Origin of the sequence: Cyclobacterium amurskyense, from assembly GCF_001050135.1 — a bacterium.
Taxonomy (GTDB): Bacteria; Bacteroidota; Bacteroidia; order Cytophagales; family Cyclobacteriaceae; genus Cyclobacterium; species Cyclobacterium amurskyense.
The window spans coordinates 4,589,268-4,608,014 of sequence record NZ_CP012040.1; the positions used below are offsets into that span (position 1 = coordinate 4,589,268).

General features: G+C 39.4%; 11 protein-coding genes. 8 read left to right on the top strand and 3 right to left on the bottom strand.

Features of this window, described 5'->3' with window-relative positions; genetic code table 11:
* Positions 1-10: 10 nt before the first annotated feature.
* Complete coding sequence (locus tag CA2015_RS18600; protein ID WP_048643255.1) at positions 11-1,354, top strand: Gfo/Idh/MocA family protein; 1,344 nt, start codon at positions 11-13, stop codon at positions 1,352-1,354.
* Between the two features lie 79 nt (positions 1,355-1,433).
* Positions 1,434-2,900, top strand: a complete 1,467-nt coding sequence (locus CA2015_RS18605; protein WP_048643256.1) for a sodium:solute symporter family protein — start codon at positions 1,434-1,436, stop codon at positions 2,898-2,900.
* A 131-nt stretch (positions 2,901-3,031) separates the two neighbouring features.
* On the opposite strand, the gene CA2015_RS18610 is transcribed toward CA2015_RS18605, so the two are convergent.
* The gene (locus CA2015_RS18610; protein ID WP_048643257.1) at positions 3,032-3,871 is read right to left on the bottom strand and encodes a sugar phosphate isomerase/epimerase family protein; all 840 of its coding nucleotides are present in this window, start codon (positions 3,869-3,871) and stop codon (positions 3,032-3,034) included.
* A 201-nt stretch (positions 3,872-4,072) separates the two neighbouring features.
* Between CA2015_RS18610 and CA2015_RS18615 the strand changes: the two genes are divergently transcribed.
* Complete coding sequence (locus CA2015_RS18615; protein WP_084011892.1) at positions 4,073-4,864, top strand: glycerophosphodiester phosphodiesterase; 792 nt, start codon at positions 4,073-4,075, stop codon at positions 4,862-4,864.
* Here the strand turns inward: CA2015_RS18615 and CA2015_RS18620 are convergent.
* Positions 4,861-6,279 (bottom strand): sulfatase, encoded by a 1,419-nt coding sequence (locus tag CA2015_RS18620; protein ID WP_048643259.1) that lies wholly within the window; start codon positions 6,277-6,279, stop codon positions 4,861-4,863. The two genes, CA2015_RS18615 and CA2015_RS18620, sit on opposite strands and share 4 nt — an antisense overlap.
* Before the next feature lie 1,268 nt (positions 6,280-7,547).
* Positions 7,548-8,561 (bottom strand): LacI family DNA-binding transcriptional regulator, encoded by a 1,014-nt coding sequence (locus CA2015_RS18625; RefSeq protein WP_048643260.1) that lies wholly within the window; start codon positions 8,559-8,561, stop codon positions 7,548-7,550.
* Between the two features lie 276 nt (positions 8,562-8,837).
* Between CA2015_RS18625 and CA2015_RS18630 the strand changes: the two genes are divergently transcribed.
* The 5 genes from CA2015_RS18630 to CA2015_RS18650 all read left to right on the top strand — a co-directional run bounded on the left by CA2015_RS18630 (position 8,838) and on the right by CA2015_RS18650 (position 18,738).
* Positions 8,838-11,888 carry a SusC/RagA family TonB-linked outer membrane protein gene (locus tag CA2015_RS18630; RefSeq protein ID WP_048643261.1) on the top strand — a complete coding sequence of 1,017 codons (3,051 nt, stop codon included), beginning with the start codon at positions 8,838-8,840 and terminating at the stop codon, positions 11,886-11,888.
* Between the two features lie 12 nt (positions 11,889-11,900).
* Positions 11,901-13,589, top strand: a complete 1,689-nt coding sequence (locus CA2015_RS18635; RefSeq protein ID WP_048643262.1) for a RagB/SusD family nutrient uptake outer membrane protein — start codon at positions 11,901-11,903, stop codon at positions 13,587-13,589.
* Between the two features lie 123 nt (positions 13,590-13,712).
* The gene (locus CA2015_RS18640) at positions 13,713-15,107 is read left to right on the top strand and encodes a sulfatase family protein (RefSeq protein WP_048643263.1); all 1,395 of its coding nucleotides are present in this window, start codon (positions 13,713-13,715) and stop codon (positions 15,105-15,107) included.
* A 26-nt stretch (positions 15,108-15,133) separates the two neighbouring features.
* Positions 15,134-17,623 (top strand): hypothetical protein, encoded by a 2,490-nt coding sequence (locus CA2015_RS18645; protein WP_053086712.1) that lies wholly within the window; start codon positions 15,134-15,136, stop codon positions 17,621-17,623.
* A 20-nt stretch (positions 17,624-17,643) separates the two neighbouring features.
* A complete protein-coding gene (locus tag CA2015_RS18650) occupies positions 17,644-18,738 on the top strand; it encodes a hypothetical protein (protein WP_048643265.1) in 1,095 nt (364 codons plus the stop codon).
* Positions 18,739-18,747: the final 9 nt, after the last annotated feature.

An 18,747-nucleotide genomic window follows, 5' to 3' on the forward strand; every position in this document is an offset into this window, starting at 1 on the left:
ACCTTTTAATATGAAAAATAGTAGAAGAACTTTTGTGAAAAAGGCCATTGCTGGAGCAACCTTCGCGACAGTAGGAGGAATGTTACCTGGTATGACAGCTAAAAGCTACGGAAAGATCATTGGTGCCAATGACCGTATCAATGTAGCAAGTATGGGAGTAGTAAGTAGGGGACATGCTGTTGGAACCAACTTCGCTAGCCAAAAGCAGTGCGATGTAATTTATAGCTGTGATGTTGATATAAGGGCAGCTGAAAAATTCGCTGGATCTATTAATGAAATTCAAGGAAGAAGACCAAAGATCGAAAAGGATTTAAGAAAAGTTCTTGAAGACAAAGATGTAGATGCATTGGTAGTAACCGCTCCTGATCACTGGCATGCACCAGCAGCTATTTTAGGTTTGAAAGCTGGCAAGCACGTATATGTAGAGAAACCATGTGCGCACAATCCTCATGAAGGAGAATTGCTAATGGCAGCTCAAAAGAAATACAATAAAGTCGTTCAGGTAGGTAACCAAAGACGTTCTTGGCCTAATGTAATCAAAGGTATAGAAGAACTTCACAATGGGGTTATCGGAAGACCTTATATGGCAAAAACTTGGTACGCTAACAACAGAGCGCCCATCGGTAACGGTAAGCAAGTTCCAGTTCCTGAATGGTTGGACTTCGAATTATGGCAGGGACCAGCTCCAAGAGAAGCTTATAGAGACAATTTAATCCATTATAACTGGCATTGGTTCTGGAACTGGGGAACTGGTGAAGCCTTGAACAATGGTACTCATATGGTGGATCTTGCGCGTTGGGGATTACAAGTAGAATACCCTAACAAAGTAAACTCCTCTGGTGGAAGATATAGGTACGATGACGATTGGCAAACTCCTGATACGCAAGTTATCAATATGGAGTTTGACAATAAATCCATGATTACCTGGGAAGGTAGAAGCTGTAATGGAAAGCAAATTGAAAAAGGCAGTGTAGGTACATTGTTTTATGGCGAAGATGGAAGTCTTTTGATAGAAGGTGGAAATTCCTACAAGATTTTCAACCTTAAAAATGAATTGGTTAAAGAAGTAACAAACGACATGGTTATAGATCCTACCAATAGGTCTAATCCTGCCCAAGCTTTGGATGCTTTGCATATCCAAAACTTCTTTGATGGTATTACGGATGGCATAGAGGTAAGATCTGAAATTGTAGGTGCTCACCAAAGTACTTTGCTATTGCAGTTGGGTAATATCTCTCAGCGTATTGGAAGAACCTTACATGTAGATTCTTCTAATGGTAACATAAAATACGATCCAAAAGCAATGGAGCTTTGGAAAAGGGAATATGAGCCAGGATGGGAGCCAACAGTTTAATACTGGTATTTTATCTTAATTTTAAGGCCAAGCCAAAATGGTTTGGCCTTTTTTCAATTAATCACCTAAATTAGCTTACATGGAATTAAGTACCATTGACCTGATCGTAATCGGGGTATTCTTTTTAATGATGCTGGTCATAGGCGTATGGTCCTATTTTAGAAACAATAGCGCTGAGGATTATTTCGTAGCAGGTGGCAAGCTTCCTTGGTGGCTGTCGGGAATATCTCATCATGTATCAGGCTATAGCGGCGCAGTATTTGTCGCTTATGCAGGATTAGCCTATACTCATGGGTTTTCTTTATACATATGGTGGGCACTAGGCATTGGTTTGTCCGTTGTCATTTCAGCAAAAATTTTCCCAGTATACTGGGTGCGTTTAAGAAAGCGCTTTAAAATCCAGTCTCCTTTAGAATTTCTTGTTACCCGCTATAATCTGGCTACCCAGCAATTGATGGCATGGAGTGGGGTAATTCTTAAGTTATTTGATATTGGTGCTAAATGGGCAGCAATAGCTATACTATTGAATGTATTTACCGGGATATCACTTACCTATGGTATATTGATCTCTGGAGGTATATCTCTGCTTTACATTACCTTTGGAGGCTTATGGGCAGTGATAATTACCGATTTTGCCCAGTTTATCGTTCAAATCATTGCAGGTCTTGTGATGTTTTATGTGGTTATAGAGAAACTAGGTGGAATAGAAAGCGTGTTCACCGTTTGGGATCAGTTACCGGAAGGAAATGGCGATGCTTTTAATGATCCTTATACCGTTGGGTTTGCACTCCTTTTCTTGTTTATCAACTTCCTGTCTTACAATGGAGGTCAATGGAATTTAGCTACCAGATACATCTCTTCACCCTCAGAACAAGAAGCTACAAAAGCGGCGAGATTATCAGGTATTTTATACATCATCTGGCCATTGATATTGTTCTTCCCAATGTGGGCGGCCCCTGTTATTTTACCTGACTTGGAGGATCCAACACAGTCTTATGGGATATTGACCATGGAGTTGCTGCCTGTAGGCTTAATAGGTCTGGTTATCGCCTCCCTCTTTGCCAATACCATGTCTATGACTTCTTCTGATATTAACACAATATCAGCTGTAATTACCAGAGACATTTTACCTGCGCTAAATAAAAAATTCAGGGATGGTAAAACCTCTTTATTGACAGCAAGAATTACCACATTCCTATTTACCCTTGGAACCATCCTCATCGCCCTTCAATTTGAAAAATTTGGTGGAGTTTTAGGACTAATCATTAGCTGGTTTGGTGCCTTAGTAGGTCCTATTGCTGTACCTATGTTATTTGGCCTTATTCCTTGGTTTAAATCTTGTGGTCCTAAAGCCGCTATTGGATCAATTCTGGTTGGACTTGTGGCTTTTGTTATTACCAAAAATGTAGATGTCGGAAGTCTGGCACTTGAAATAGGTTTGCCGGTAATTTGCTCTACGATTACTTATATACTGATTGGCTTTATTGAGCGAGACAATGTGCCTGAAAAGGTAAAGCAAATGCTTGAAGATGTTTCTCACGAGTAAAAACAAAAAGTTTATGCTATTAATAAAAAAGGGACCACTTTAACAAAGTGGTCCCTTTTTTATAGCTGATTTGTTATCATTGAAACGGGCCACCCAAAGGATAATCCCGATCAAGACAAAGCATTTAATACCTACAACTGAGCAGCTACACGCTTAAAATAGGCAATGCTTTCTTCTACATCAGGAAGGTTATTCTCCCAATTGTGTTCGTATTCTGCAGAAAATGCTCCTTCAAATCCTTGCCTATGCAATTCATGAATGACTCCAGCTACATTACTTGTGCCTGTTCCCCATGGCAAATCATGAGCATCTCTAACACCAAATTTGTTTAAATCTTTTATATGAAGGCTGATAACTCTTCCTTCCAATTGTTTAAGGCAATCTACAGGATTGAGGCCTGATCTTACCCAGTGGCCAATATCTGCACATACACCCATTAATTCTGATCTTCCTTCTAGCATTCTGGAAGCAACCTCTGGATGCCAATAATAAGAAGGTACCGGATGGTTGTGTAAAGCAAGTTTGATTTGGTATTCCTCACAAAGCTTTTCTATTTGGTCAAATTGATTGGGCTTTGCCTCTGATGTGAGTATCCCTATTCCCAATTCTTTTGCAAAATCAAATAATTTGTGTAAGTCCTCATCGCTGGCATTGACTACCCCATAGCCTACAGCTTCTATATCATATTTTTTTAATAGGGCTTTGATTTTTGCTTTTCCATCAGCAGTTATGCTTTTAAAATCAGTAGTTTCATTGCCGGATTTACTTATTTTCTGACCAGGGTACATTTCTACATATTTCACCCCAATACTATTCAATTTTTCGAGGGTTTCTTCAAGTGAAAAAAGCCTAAAAGTGTAAGCCTGACTGCCTACTTTCCATCCTTTTGGCATCCCTTCCTGAGCCTGATTATGGAATGAGAGCATAAGAAATAGGGAAAATAAGCCTAATTTGAATGATTTATTATTCATAAGAGATAGGTTTGGTTTGTTTTTGAATATTATTTAACAAAATTACTTGATTTTAGTGAGAGAATGAAATAAATATTAGTGACGAACAATACCTTCCTCATGATAAGAATTAATAAATTATTAATTTAAAGTGAATCAGGCGGTAAGCACTTGCTATGTATATTTGATCATAAAAGAGATTTTATTTAATCTAATTGCCAGATGAGGAAGAGTCTGATATTCCTATTTGTAATAATGAATTTACTCTGTTATCAATTGTCCGCTGTGAGCCAAACACAGAAAAAGGACAATAATTTGGAGTTGATAGCCCATAGAGGTGGAGTAGTAAACAGCAAAAGCCCTGAAAACAGTTTGAAGGCCTTAAATGAGGCAATCAATCGGGGGTATTATATGGTAGAGGTGGATGTGAGGTTGACCAAAGATGGGGTGTTAATTACACATCACGACAAAGACTTTAAAAGGTATTATGGGGAGGACCGGCTCGTAACAGCCATGACCTGGGAAGAAATTCAGGGACTAACAGGTGATTTGGGGCAAAAGGTCTTGAAGTTAGAAACTGTCTTGGCTCATTGTGAAGGAAAAATTCAAGTGATGATAGACAACAAAATCCAAGGATTTGAAAAAGAAGCTTTCGATGAAATCATCAACTTGCTTGATCGGTATGGATTAAGGGGCAAAGCTTTAATGATCGGTACTGAGGCTTCTACGGAATATTTTACCGGAAAGATCAAATTAAGCTGCTCTATAGATCAATTGAAAGAGAATGTCAAAAGAAAGGATTTTAATCCCAATAACTATTACCTGTTTTCCAGTGCGATCCCTTCAGCAGATTTTAATTGGGCCAAGGAGCACACATTTATGGTGGTGGGCGCTGTGAATACATGGGCCTATGCGCACAAGAAGAAGGAAACTCCAGAAGAAACCATAGAAAAGCTTAAACAAGTGGGAGTTACCTTTTTTCAAATTGATTCAATATATGAAACCTTTTTTTAATTGGTTACCTTTTTGGCTATAAAATCAGGGTTTAAAGTTTCAGGTATGGGAGCATGTGTACTTTCCCTCCAATTTTCAATCAGGGTTAACAATTCCTTGGCTTTGTCCGGCTTTTTATTCACGAGGTTATTGCTTTCGGAAATGTCTTCCTTTAGGTTATAAAGTTCTAAATTACCGTTTTCAAAATATTGGATGAGTTTCCAGTTTCCATACCGAATGGCAGAACCGGGTCGTGTTCTGAATACCGGATCCTGACTCTCCGCATTGCCACCTTCAAGGTAAATGGGGAAATGCCAAAAAAACGGCCTTTTGGGAAGATTTTTGCCAGCGGTCAACAAGGGGAGTAAGCTAATTCCATCCAAATTTTTATTTTCCGGTTTTTCAATACCCGCCAATTCCAGAAGGGTTGGAAAAATGTCAAGGTTGGTAATCGGCACCTCGGATACCTGTCCGGGACGTATCTCGCCAGGCCAAACAGCAAATGCAGGTATTCTAATCCCCCCTTCATAATAAGAACCTTTTCCTGCCCTCAAGGGTCTTTGTTTGGTAACTTTAAAAAGGCCACCATTGTCGGTAACGAAAAAGATAAAGGTGTTTTCAAACAACTTTTTTTCCTGCAATAAATCAATTAGGCGACCAATATTCCGGTCTAAATTCTCCACCATGGTAGCATATTTAGCATCGCTTTGACCGTTTGAAGGTGATTTACCAAGGTACTTCTCCAGCAAGTCAGCTACCGGTTGGATAGGGGTATGTACTGCGTAAGGGGAATAATTAAGGAAAAAGGGTTGCTTTTGGTTGCCGGCTATAAAATCCAGTGTTTTGTCCATTACCAGGTCTGTCAGGTAATCATCGCTTGTAGACTGAATACTTGGTACATTTTTGTAAGGAGGATAATAGCTACCGGGATTCCCTGCATCAGAGCCTCCAATATTTACATCAAATCCTCGGGTCAAAGGATCCTTGCTGATGTGCCATTTCCCCGAATGGCAAGTGATGTAACCATTTTGTTGCAATAATTCTGCGAACAATAGGTGATGGTCAGCAATTGTTGGATTATTGACAGTTGGAACAAGCTTTCGGTTTTCAGATTTCCCTCTATCGGAATTGGCTACTGTATACACGCCATGGCGGGGCGTGTTCTCACCACTCATCATACAAGCCCTGCTAGGAGCACAATTGGCCGCTGCAGCATAGGCTTGATTGAATACCATCCCTTTCGAAGCCAAAAGGTCCAGGTTGGGGGTTTCATAGAATTGACTGCCCATAAAACCGGTATCTCTCCAGCCCATGTCATCTACATTGATCAAGATTATGTTTGGAAGGGTATTTTTAGATGCTGCTTCTCTTTGATAGCCAAAAATATTTAGTGAAATGAATAGCAAAAAGAAGGATAGGGTTAATTCTTTATTCATTTGGATGTTTTTATTGAATGGTTTAAATTTAACAAAATTTTATTTTTTATGGTGAACACTAATCTTTATAAATTAATTAGGCAATGTGTTTAGAAAGGATTTTAGGGTAGTTGGAAATGAATTTCACGCAGAGCCGCGAAGCCGCAGAGAATTTTTTTTGACCTTTAGCTACAATAAAACCCTAAAATAACAGACCAAAGGCATAAGTGCACAAAATAAGATACATTTCAACCTTTGTGTCTCAGCGCCCTAGTGAGAATAAATAGGAATGCATCGTCTACTGGAAAGGGTTTCACGCAGAGCCGCAAAGTCGCAAAGAATTTTTTTGTCCTTAGTTAAAAAGAACTCCCTAAAAATCTATACTAACTGGTTAAAGGCATAAGTATTCAAAATAAGTACCCAAACCACCTTAGCGTCTTGGCGCCTTAGCGAGAAATTGATTTCACGCAGAGCCGCAAAGTCGCAAAGAATTTTTTTGTCCTTAGTTAAAAAGAACTCCCTAAAAATCTATACTAACTGGTTAAAAGCATAAGTATTCAAAATAAGTACCCAAACCACCTTTGCGTCTCTGCTCTTTGGCGAGAAATAAAAATGAATGCATTCGTTTTATGGAATGAATTTCACGCAGAGCCGCGAAGTCGCAAAGAATTTTTTTGTCCTTAGTTAAAAAAAACTCCCTAAAAACCTAGACTAACTGATCAAAGGCACAAATATTCAAAATAAGTACCCAAACCACCTTTGCGTCTTAGCGCCTTAGCGAGCAAATAAATAGGAATGGATTCGTTTTATGGAATGAATTTCACGCAGAGCCGCAAAGCCGCAGAGAATTTTTTTGTTCTTAGTTAAAAAAAACTCCCTAAAAACCTATATTAACTGGTTAAAAGCATAAGTATTCAAAATAAGTATCCCAACACCTTTGCGCCTTAGTGAGAAATTGATTTCACGCAGAGCCGCAAAGTCGCAAAGAATTTTTTTTTACTCTTTAAATATAATGAAACCTTAAAATAACTGATCAAAGGCTCATATATTCAGAATATTTTTCATTTCCTTCTTAGCGTCTCTGCGCCTTAGCGAGAAAATAAATAGGAATGCATTCGTTTTCTGAAAAGAATTGTTCGCAAAGTCGCGAAGTCGCAAAGGATTTATTTTTGTCCCCAAACTACAATAAAACCCTAAACTAACTTATCAAACGCACAAGTATTCAAAATATTTTTCATTTCCTTCTTCGCGTCTTAGCGAGAAAAAGAAATTCAACGTAAATGCATTACTCACGTACTCTCCCTAATAATAATTTCTGGTTTTATTATTTCAGTTCGAATATCGCATGACTCCCCCGAAAGTCCGATCTCCTCTAAAATGATTTGGGCTGCCAATTCTCCCATTTCAAAAGAGGGTTGAGCCATAGTAGTGATGGCAGGGCTGATAAAGCGACTGGTTTCATCGTCTCCAAAACCTGCAACAGATAGCTGTTCTGGAATCTTTATGCCAAGGTGATGGGCAGCATGTATGGTGCCAATCGCCAGAATATCGGCAAAACACAGAATTCCATCTGGTTTAACTGTCATATTCCATAGTTTTTCCAATGCCTGCCCCGCCTGTTCAAATCTAAAATCTTCAACTTCTACCACATAATCCTTCCTAAAAGGTATTCCTGCCTCTTTCAATGCTTCCTGATAACCTGTTAACCTATCCCTACAAACCATTAAAGAAATTGGACCACAGATATAAGCAATATTGCTTCTTCCTTTATCGATTAAATGTTTGGTGATGGTATAAGCACCATTTTTATCATCAGTACTCACCTTAGATGCCTTCATGTTCTTGCAAGTTCTTTCCAACATTACTACTGGAATACCCCTTTCAATCACTTGCTGAACATGTAAAAAGTCCTTGGTCTCTTTGGAGAAAGCAATTATTATCCCGTCCACTCTGCTGTTGGCCAGTGTTTCTACGATCTCGACTTCCTTGTTAAATAATTCTCCTGACTGAAAAATCATCACTTTATAACCCTCTTTGTAGGCAATGTTCTCAATTCCAGAAATGGAATTGGACCAAAAATACCTGTTAATGGTAGGGACCACCACACCTATAATCTTAGATTTTTTACTACTAAGGCTGCTTGCCAAGAGGTTTGGATGGTAATCCATTTCTTTGGCCATCTCCAGAACTGCCATTTTGGTTTCTTTCTTTATTTCAGTGGAACCTCTTAATGCCCGTGAAACCGTGGCGATGGAGACATTTAATTTTTCGGCTATATCTTTTATGGTAATGGGTTTCGACATGTGATTTTGGGTTTGACTGAAATAAACAAGGGTGTAAAACTAATGAATTAATTTTATTATTTCTGGATAAAAGTCAATTTAGTATTTTTTAATAAAAGTAAGCTTTTATTGCTTAATTTCTAAATGATAACGTTTTCGAAAACGTTTACAATATAAAAAATTAAAAATGGTTGAAATATCTATTATAATGATTGAAAAATATATGTAGTTTAGAATTTAATTTTGGCTTTTCTAAGCCATGATACTTTGGAATTTTAACTTATAAATAAACCCAAAATGACAAGAAAACTACTTTTATTCCTATGCCTGGCTTTATTGCTGGGTTTTGGGGATTCTTTTGGACAATCGGTGCAGGTAAAAGGTACTGTTACCGATGATTCAGATTTACCCATACCCGGGGTAAGTATCCTAGCCAAGGGAACTAATCAAGGAACTGTGACAGACATCGATGGTAATTACCAACTGACTGTACCAAGTGCACAATCGGTATTGGTTTTCTCTTTTCTTGGATTTAAAAATCAGGAAATTACCGTGGGAAACCAGGACAAGATTGATGTTAAGCTTGAATCAGACATTTCTGATCTTGGAGAAGTAGTCGTAGTAGGCTATGGAACCCAAAAGAAATCGGATCTAACTGGGGCGGTGGCTACCATAGGAGGGAGAGATTTGGCCAATAGGAGAACAGCAAATGTTTCTCAGGCTTTACAAGGTCAGGTCTCAGGTGTGATGGTTACCCGAAACAACTCTGCTCCTGGTTCTTCAGCAAGTATTAGAATTCGAGGTATTACCACGATAGGGGATAGTAACCCTCTTATTATTATGGATGGTGTACCGGTTAGCAGCATTGACCATATTAACCCCAATGACATTGAAAATATATCAGTATTAAAGGACGCAGCTTCTGCCTCCATTTATGGTTCTAGGGCTGCTGCAGGCGTTATTTTGGTGACTACCAAAAGGGCTAAAAAGGGAGAGTTGAGTTTGAATTACAATTTTGAGTTTGGCACAGAAGTACCTACCAGAATACCGGAATATGTGAATGTAACCCGGTATATGGAGATGGTTAATGAATTGCGATGGAATGATAATGGAAATGATGGCAATGAATATCCTTTGTATCCAAAAGACATGGTGGACAACTATATGGATCTGAATGCATCCAATCCAGATTTGTATCCTAATACCGATTGGGTAGGGCTTATCTTGAAAAAAAATGCACCAAGACAACGTCATTCTTTAGATATCTCAGGAGGTACAGATGCCATCCGGACCAAGGCTTCTTTTGTTTATGATAAATTTGACGCTTTGTATGAGGGAAGAACTTTCGAAAGATTTACAGCAAGAGTTAATACTGATGGAAATATTACTGACAAACTCGGTTTTACAGCAGATATTTTTCTAAGAAGAGAAATTTTGAATCAACCCAGCATGGATCCGATTTATATGATGAATATATCGGCACCTGTTTATGCTGCAGAGTGGCAAGACGGTAGGGTTGCTGAAGGGAAAACAGGGGCCAATATTTACGGTCAGTTGAAATATGGAGGCTCCCGCCAAAATTGGGAAAATCAGGTGGGAGGCCGCCTAGGTTTGAATTATGAAATTATCGAAGGGTTGAAAATATCCGCCATTGCTTCTCCAAACTTTCGTTTTGACAAGGGGAAAAACTTCCAGAAAAAAGTGAGCTATACTGCATGGGATGATCCTACTGTGACACTAGGCAACCTGCAATGGGCCAATTCTACTTATTTAGGTGAGAGCAGAAATGACAGTCACCAACTGACAACTCAATTGCTACTCAATTATGACAAAGTTTTCGGAAAGCATACCCTAAACTTATTAGCCGGAAATGAAAGTTTTCAGTCTTTTAATGAAAACCTTTCTGCCTCCAGAGATCAGTTTTTATTGGACAATTATCCCTACCTTAATTTAGGGCCACTTGAGTTTAGAGGGAATGGAGGAAGTGCTTATGAAAATGCCTATAACTCTTGGTTTGGACGTTTTTCCTATAATTACGATAGTAAATATTTCCTTCAAGGAAATTTAAGGTACGATGCCTCTTCACGTTTTGCTAGAGATTACCGTTGGGGTTCTTTTCCATCCTTTTCAGCTGGTTGGGTATTGTCTGAAGAAGATTTCTTAAAGACCAATGAGGCCATTTCTTTCCTTAAAATTAGAGGTTCCTATGGTACCCTTGGTAACGAACGAATTGGAAACTATCCTTACCAGTCTACTATAGGTTTTAGTAATGTACTGTTCCATCAAGGATCCAATGTAGTTTCATCTCAGTCATCAGCACAATGGCAATACGCTATCCCAAATATCTCTTGGGAAAAAACCACTTCTTATAATATAGGTGTGGATGCAAATTTTCTTAATTATCGATTGAGAGTTTCTGGTGAATATTTCAACAAAACCACCAGAGACATGTTATTGCCTTTGGAAATTCCAGATTATATAGGTTTTGACAACCCTGACCAAAATACAGGTAAAATGAATACCAAAGGTTGGGAATTAGATCTTGGCTGGGCGGACGATATCAATGAACTTGGCTATAGCGTAAGTTTCAATCTTTCGGATTTCAGATCCGTAATGGGGGATCTGGGTGGTATTCAGTTCTTAGGAAGCCAGGTAAGAAAACAAGGATCAGAGTTTGACGAATGGTACGGTTATGTATCTCAAGGTTTATTCCAAACCCAAGAGGAAGTAGACAATTCTCCAGTAATGAATGCCAATGTAAGACCTGGTGATGTGAAATACTTAGACATTAGTGGTCCAAATGGTGAGCCTGATGGTAAAATTTCTCCTGAGTATGACAGAACCTTATTGGGAGGCAGTATGCCAAGGTTTATGTATGGCGGCAATATCCAATTGGATTTCAGAAATTTTGATTTCGGACTAGTTATCCAAGGGGTAGGTAAACAGAATAGCCGTTTATCAGGATTAATGGTGGAGCCTATCGTAGAAAACTGGGGGTCTGTACCTCAAATACTTGATGGAAATTATTGGAGCACTTACAATACGCCTACAGAAAATGAAAATGTTGGCTACCCCAGGTTAACCCGTAATAGTCAGTCAAATAATTATGCCATGTCTGATTTCTGGATGATCAATGGGGGGTATTTCAGGTTGAAAAACATTTCCCTAGGATATACTCTACCTAGCAGTATGGCTGAAAGGTTAGGAATGCAAAATATCAGAGTTTATGGTAATGCATCCGATCTTCTGACCATAGACAACTACCCACAAGGATGGGACCCGGAGGTTTCTACTACAGGTTATCCGATTACCTCTTCTTTCCTAATGGGCGTTTCTGTTCAATTTTAAACCAACTTTACCATGAAATTAAAATCAATACTATATTCCGCATTTTTGGTAGGAATGGTTGGCTGTGCTGATCTGGACTTAAATCCCCTATCGGAAGGTTCAAGTGAAGCCTGGTATTCCAATGCCACAGAAGTTGAAATGTCTGTCAATGATATATTTAGAAGTGTTTTCTGGCAAGGCTATGATGATGCCTGGACGGATGACTTTACCAATAGGGAAGCCTTGACACCTGTGACCAATGCCACCATTAATGGTGAGTGGGGAACTTTAAACACCGTTTGGGCCAATACATATAAAGTTATAGCTCGGTCCAATACATTATTGTTAAACATGGACAAAATTCAAGGTACAGTTCCTCAAGCTACCATTGATAAATACATGGGTAACGCACATTTTGTAAGGGCTGCTAAATACGGGGAGCTAGTATTTTACTTTGGAGATGTCATATACTCTACAGATATCTTAAGTTTGGAAGAGGCTTTTACCATGGGCCGAACAGACAAGAATACTATAAAAGAAGCTGTTTATCAGGACTTTGATGTCGCAGCAAGTTTGCTTCCTGAATCCTATGGTTCATCTGAAAATAAACTGGCAACCAAAGGAGCCGCTTATGCAATGAAAGCAAGGTTTGCTATTCAAATGGGGGATTTTGCCATTGCAAGAGATGCGGCAAAAGCCTGTATGGACTTGGGAGTCCATGAATTGTATCCCATTTATGAGGAACTGTTTCTAACAAGTACAAGAAATCCAAGTGAAGTGATTTTTGCCATGCCAAGGTCCAGATCATTGAATGTTACCTGGAATGTTAGAAATTACCTACCTAGAAATGTTGGAGGCTGGGGTGGAGCTTTTGCACCTTCTTGGGATCTATTGCATGCTTACCTTTGTACAGATGGTTTGCCAATAGATGAATCACCATTATATGATCCCAAAAATCCTTTTGAAAATAGGGACCCAAGGTGTGCTGCTACAATAGTTCCTTTTCAATCAAGGCATTTGAATTTCACCTATCAACCGCATCCAGATACTACACAGGTAATGAATTTCAATACCGGAAGCTATCAAACCAATAATGATACTCGATCGGTAGCTGCTTTTGCTTCATTCAATGGTTTGCTTCGGAAGAAAGGTGTGGATGAAGACTGGTTATTGAATTATCAGGCAGAAAATGATGAAATTCTAATGCGTTATGCAGATGTATTGCTAATGTATGCAGAAGCAAAAATTGAATTGGGAGAAATAGATGGAAGTGTTCATGAGGCAATGAATTCTGTGAGAGCTAGGGCTTATGGCGTAGCTGTAGAGCAGGTGACTGAATACCCTGCAATTACCAGTAGCGATCAGGCTGAATTAAGAACTATATTAAGGACAGAACGGAGAATGGAATTTGGTTTTGAAGGGGTCAGGTATAGTGACATTATTCGGTGGAAAATTGCTGAAAAAGTACTTAACAGAGATGTTTATGGCATGTTGGATGTAGCGGAATTGAAAGAAAAAGTCATAGATCAGGATCTTTGGTTTTTTCCTATGACTCCAGAAATAGACGAAGATGGGGTAGCTGATCTTTCGCCAATGTACGAGGCAGGCCTTGTAAAACGTTTGGCCATCAGACAATTTGAGGCACCAAAGCAATACCTTTGGCCAATCCCTTCGAAGGAGATTTTAATCAATAGCAATCTGGACCAAAATCCTGGATATTAAATTGTTTTCAAAGGAAATACAATGATTTCCGGTCGGGTTGACTAAAATTTACCCGGCCGGATCTTTTATATGGGGTGATTTCATTAGACATGTAATTGCTGGAGATTGGATTAATACCTATTTATGAAAAAATATAAACTGTTGTTATTTATAGGAGGGTTGGTTTTTCTGCCTTTTTTGATTGGGGCTAAGTCAGGAGACTATGAGAATAAACCAAACATCATCTTTATCTATACAGATGACTTACGATACGACGGGGTAGGATTTAATGGTAATCCCCAAGCATTAACCCCAATGTTGGATCGAATGGCTAAAAAAAGCCTTAGGTTCCATCAGGCAAATGTGGTTTTCTCCCTTTGTAGCCCTAGTAGAGCTTCACTGCTGACTGGTAGGTATGGCAGTGCAATTGGGGTATTGGAACTTGGAAGTGACCTCAATGGAAATGAATTGTCAATTGCACAGTACCTGAAGGAGGCAGGCTACCATACAGGGATGTCAGGTAAATGGCATATTGGCAAAACACCAGTGGCAGCAGGCTTTGACTTTTCTGTTTTTTTTAGAAGCAATGGTACTTATTATGGAAGAACCATTAATGATGAGGGAAATGTATTGAAAGTAGAGAAACATTGTGATCTTTATTGTGTAGAAAGATCCATCGACTTTATAAATGATGCAGCAAAAAAAGACGAACCCTTTTTCCTTTTTCACAATACCCAATTGCCCCATATGAATGGTGAATTAATTTGGGATGCAAGACAAGAGACCAAAGACAGGTTTAATGTAGCTGCCATGCCAGTGCCTGAAAGCCATCTAGATGACCTATCAAACAAGCCGGAATACCTTAGGTCTGTACGAAATCTTAGTCAGGCAAAAGTATATGGCTACCCAGATAAAAAGGCCATTCAGGAACATACAAGAGATTATTATGCAGTCATTACCGAAATGGATGAGTATCTTGGCCTAATATTTAAAACAATTGAAGACCTAGGTTTAAAGGAAAAAACTTACGTATTTTTCATGAGTGACAATGGCTGGATGCTGGGGGAACATGGTTTTACTAGCAAGGTTTTACCTTATCGACCTTCTACTAAAGTTCCATTATTTGTAATGGGACCGAACCTTGAACCTACAGACCTGGATCATTTGGTTCTTAATATTGACATGGCACCAACCCTACTTGATATGGCAGGAATTACCTTGCCAGACAATTTACATGGTAGGAGCATTTGGCCATTGATGAATGGAGATCAGGTGGATTGGAGAAAGGCTTTTGTTTATGAAGGCCTTGGGACCTATGGTGGGGCATTGCCTAACTTATCAGTAATCAACCAAGATTTTCGTTATATTGAAACCTTTGAAAATAGCCGTTTGGAAAAGGTCGTTTTTCGAGAATTTTATGATCAGAAAACGGATCCACTTGAATTGATTAATTTAATAGGGTCGGAAAAAGTAATGTCAAAGGTCAGCGAAGCACAAAAATTAATTAGCGAACATAGAAAAACAGTACTACAACAATAAACTTTACCCAGACTTGAGAAATTGATATGTTAAAAAGTAATTTTCTTTACCTGTTAATGCTTATATTCCTGGTGACCTCAGCTTGTCAACCTAAGGAATCGGCTACCATAACAACCTATCCATCTATTAGTGGCATCTACCCCCATTTGGCCTATTATAACAATGAAGGAGAATGCGGAACAGGTGCCGTGGTGCCTTGGGCAGATAAATTGTGGGTGATCACTTATGGACCTCATCTACCCTTGGGTTCCTCTGATAAACTCTATGAGATCGATCAAGACCTAAACATGCAAATCAGGCCTGAAAGTATTGGTGGCACCCCGGCCAATAGGATGATTCACAAAGAAAGTGAACAATTGTTTATAGGCCCCTATGCCATCGGTAAAAACGGTGAAGTAAGGACAATTCCTTATACAGATATGCCTGGAAGACATACAGGAAATGCCAGACATTTGACAGATCCCGCCAATAAGATTTATTATGCCAGCATGGAAGAAGGTTTCTATGAGGTAGATGTGCATGATTTGTCTGTCAAACAATTCTATGAGGATGGAAATATTCGCAGTAAGAAAAAAGACGACACAGATACCAACCCAGCAGGTAGCTTACTGAAAGGTGCCCACGGGAAAGGGTATTATTCAGGACAAGGTGTTACAGTATATTCCAACAATGGAGAGTCAGGAAGTAAAGCATTGGAGCAGTTTGATATAGAAGCGGGTTCACTCTCTGAGTGGGATGGAGAAGAATGGAAACTTGTCCGAAGAAACCAGTTTGTAGAAGTAACAGGACCGGGTGGGATCTATGGGAATACCAATCCGGAGACAGATCCAATATGGGCGACAGGCTGGGACCATAAGTCGGTTATCCTTGCTTCCAGAGATGCGGAAAAAGGTTGGTCATTTTATCGCCTTCCCAAAGCCAGTCACAGTTATGATGGCGCACATGGTTGGAATACTGAATGGCCTAGAATCAGAAACGTAGGAAAAGAAGGTGAGCCGGACTATTTAATGACCATGCATGGTATGTTTTGGAAGTTTCCTGAAAGTTTTAAAGAAGGAAGAACCGCAGGAATTAGACCAAGATCTGCTTATTTGAAAGTAGTAGGAGACTTTACCCGTTGGAATGATGGGTTGGTATTTGGTACAGATGATTCTGCCAACAAGGAATTTTTGAATAAAAGAAGTGCCAAAGGAAATATTCAAGGCCCAGGACAATCCAATTCCAATTTATGGTTTGGTAGTATTGACCTGCCTGATGAATTGGGACCCAATACTGCCAATGGTGCATTATGGCTCAAAGAAGAAGTGACCGCAAAGGTTGCCTCCGAACCTATGCTTTTTGCCGGTTGGAAAAACAAAAACCTTTGGATAAAGAATGAAGGTAAATCGAATGTGATTTTCACAATTGAAATTGATGCCAAAGGGGATGGCAATTGGGAAACCACGGACGAGGTGGAAGTGAAAGCAGGAGAGAGTACAAGAAAGTATTTTGATCAAAACGCAAGCGGTGAATGGATTCGATTAACTGCCAATCAAAATACCATAGCTACTGCCCACATGGCTTTTGCCAATCCTGAAACCAGGAAGGCAATGCAAACTGGTATTTTTGAAGGAGTCAATACCATTGAGCAAAATGATTTTAAAGGTGGCTTCTTGTATGGTTTGGGAGATGATAGGAGAAAGTTAGGCTTGGTAGCCAAGTCTTATAAAGAAGGGAAACCTACAGACCTGGGTTATTATGAAATGGACGATAAATTCCAATTGGTAAAAGTGGAGGACCCCACTACCCAGCAGTTTATCAATGACAATTTTCAGATTCCTAAAAATGTATTTGAAGTGGATGAAGCTTCAGTGCTGGTAATTGATGACAAGGGCAGAAGGTGGCGTTTACCAAAAGGCAACGAGCGCTATACTGAGCCTTCCTTGGCAGGTAACCTACGTATCTGTAGAGAAGTAGCTACCGAAAGAGATTTGTTCAATTGCCACGGTACCTTCTATGAATTGCCTGCAGAAAATGCAGACGGATATGCCAAAATCAGACCGGTGGCTTCCCATCAGTTGAAAATCAATGATTATGCTTCTTACAGGGGAATGCTATTGTTAACAGGTGTTGACCCTGAAGCAGCGGCATCGAATGAACACATTGTTGTTTCTGATGATAGCGAAGTAGCTGTTTGGACAGGAGCAATAGACGATTTATGGCAATTAGGGAAACCTGTGGGTAAAGGCGGTCCTTGGGCCAATTCAGCAATCAAAGCTGGAACGCCATCTGATCCATATCTTTTTGCATTCTATGACGATCGTTCTCTTGAGCTTACTCATGATTCGGATGAAGATGTTACGTTCACCATTCAAATGGAGCCAATAGGGCATGGCCCTTGGATGGATTGGAAAGAAGTGACGGTACCTGCAGGTAAAAAGCATGTGGAACAATTTCCTGATGGCATTGAGGCAAGATGGGTACGATTGGTAGGCAACCAAAACTGCAAAGCAACTGCTCAGTTCACCTACAAGTAAGCTTTAGAAACAAAACACGCATGACTGAACGTTATTCAAAATACTTGACCCATGGTTTAATTTTATTGGTTCTTAATTTGACCCTTGCGGGATTTCAAGGTAATGTTAAGTTGGGCAATAAGGTTTTGATCGAAAGTCTGGAAACAGATTCTCTGCGCTATGACATGTTTCTATTGGAAGATGACAATGGTCAGCCAGAAGGCTACATGGCAGAAATCTTTACTCCAGTTTGTCATACCAACGAGTGCTACCCGGTTTACGTGAACTTTTATTGGGACTTGCTGGGCAATTATCAAAGGTATGACGTACCGGAAGGTGAATTACTGACCAAATTGGATCATGTTCCTTTTGATGTTGCTGATCATGACAAATTACAGGAAATCCTAAGCAATGAAAGATCCTTATTAAAGGACTATAAAATTGAAGAGCTGGTAGGAGGTACCCAAACCGCAGCAGTCAATGGAGTGGATGCAGTGACAGGAGCGACCCTTAAAACCATAAAAAATGAAGTGATTTATGGTGCAGTTTACTCTTGTTATACCTTGTGGCATTTGGCACATGGGGAAATGGCAGCGATTGCAAAGGCTTATACCACTGAAAATTATTCTGGAGATCAATTGCTTAAATTTCTGGAAAGTGGACATTACCCTTACCAGTATTGGGCCATTGATAAGGTCTTGGCTAAAGGCCTACAAAAAGATGAAAAAATAGCTGCAACAATGTTACAAATTTTGCAAAGCGATAATATTTTCTTAGCAAGGCATTTAATAAAAGTCCTTCCAATTGAAGTCTTTTCCTCAAAGGAAAGACAACTGCAGCTATGGGAGACAATGGAAAGTAGTCAATACAGGTTGCAGATGGACCTACTTGACAAATTGAAAACATTGGTTTTGTATCCTGAAATTCAAAACAAATTGTTTAGCAGTTTGAAAAATGCCAATCCAGCCCAGCAAAGGAAAATACTGGAGGTTCTGCAAAAACAAACAAACCTTCATAAAACCCAACAGTTCCAAGCCTTGGAATACCTGGAGGAAGGGAAATGGGTAGAGGAAATGACTGAATTGCTTAAAAATCAGGATAAACTGGACGGAAAAATTAAAAAAACAATAGACTAAAATTGAAAA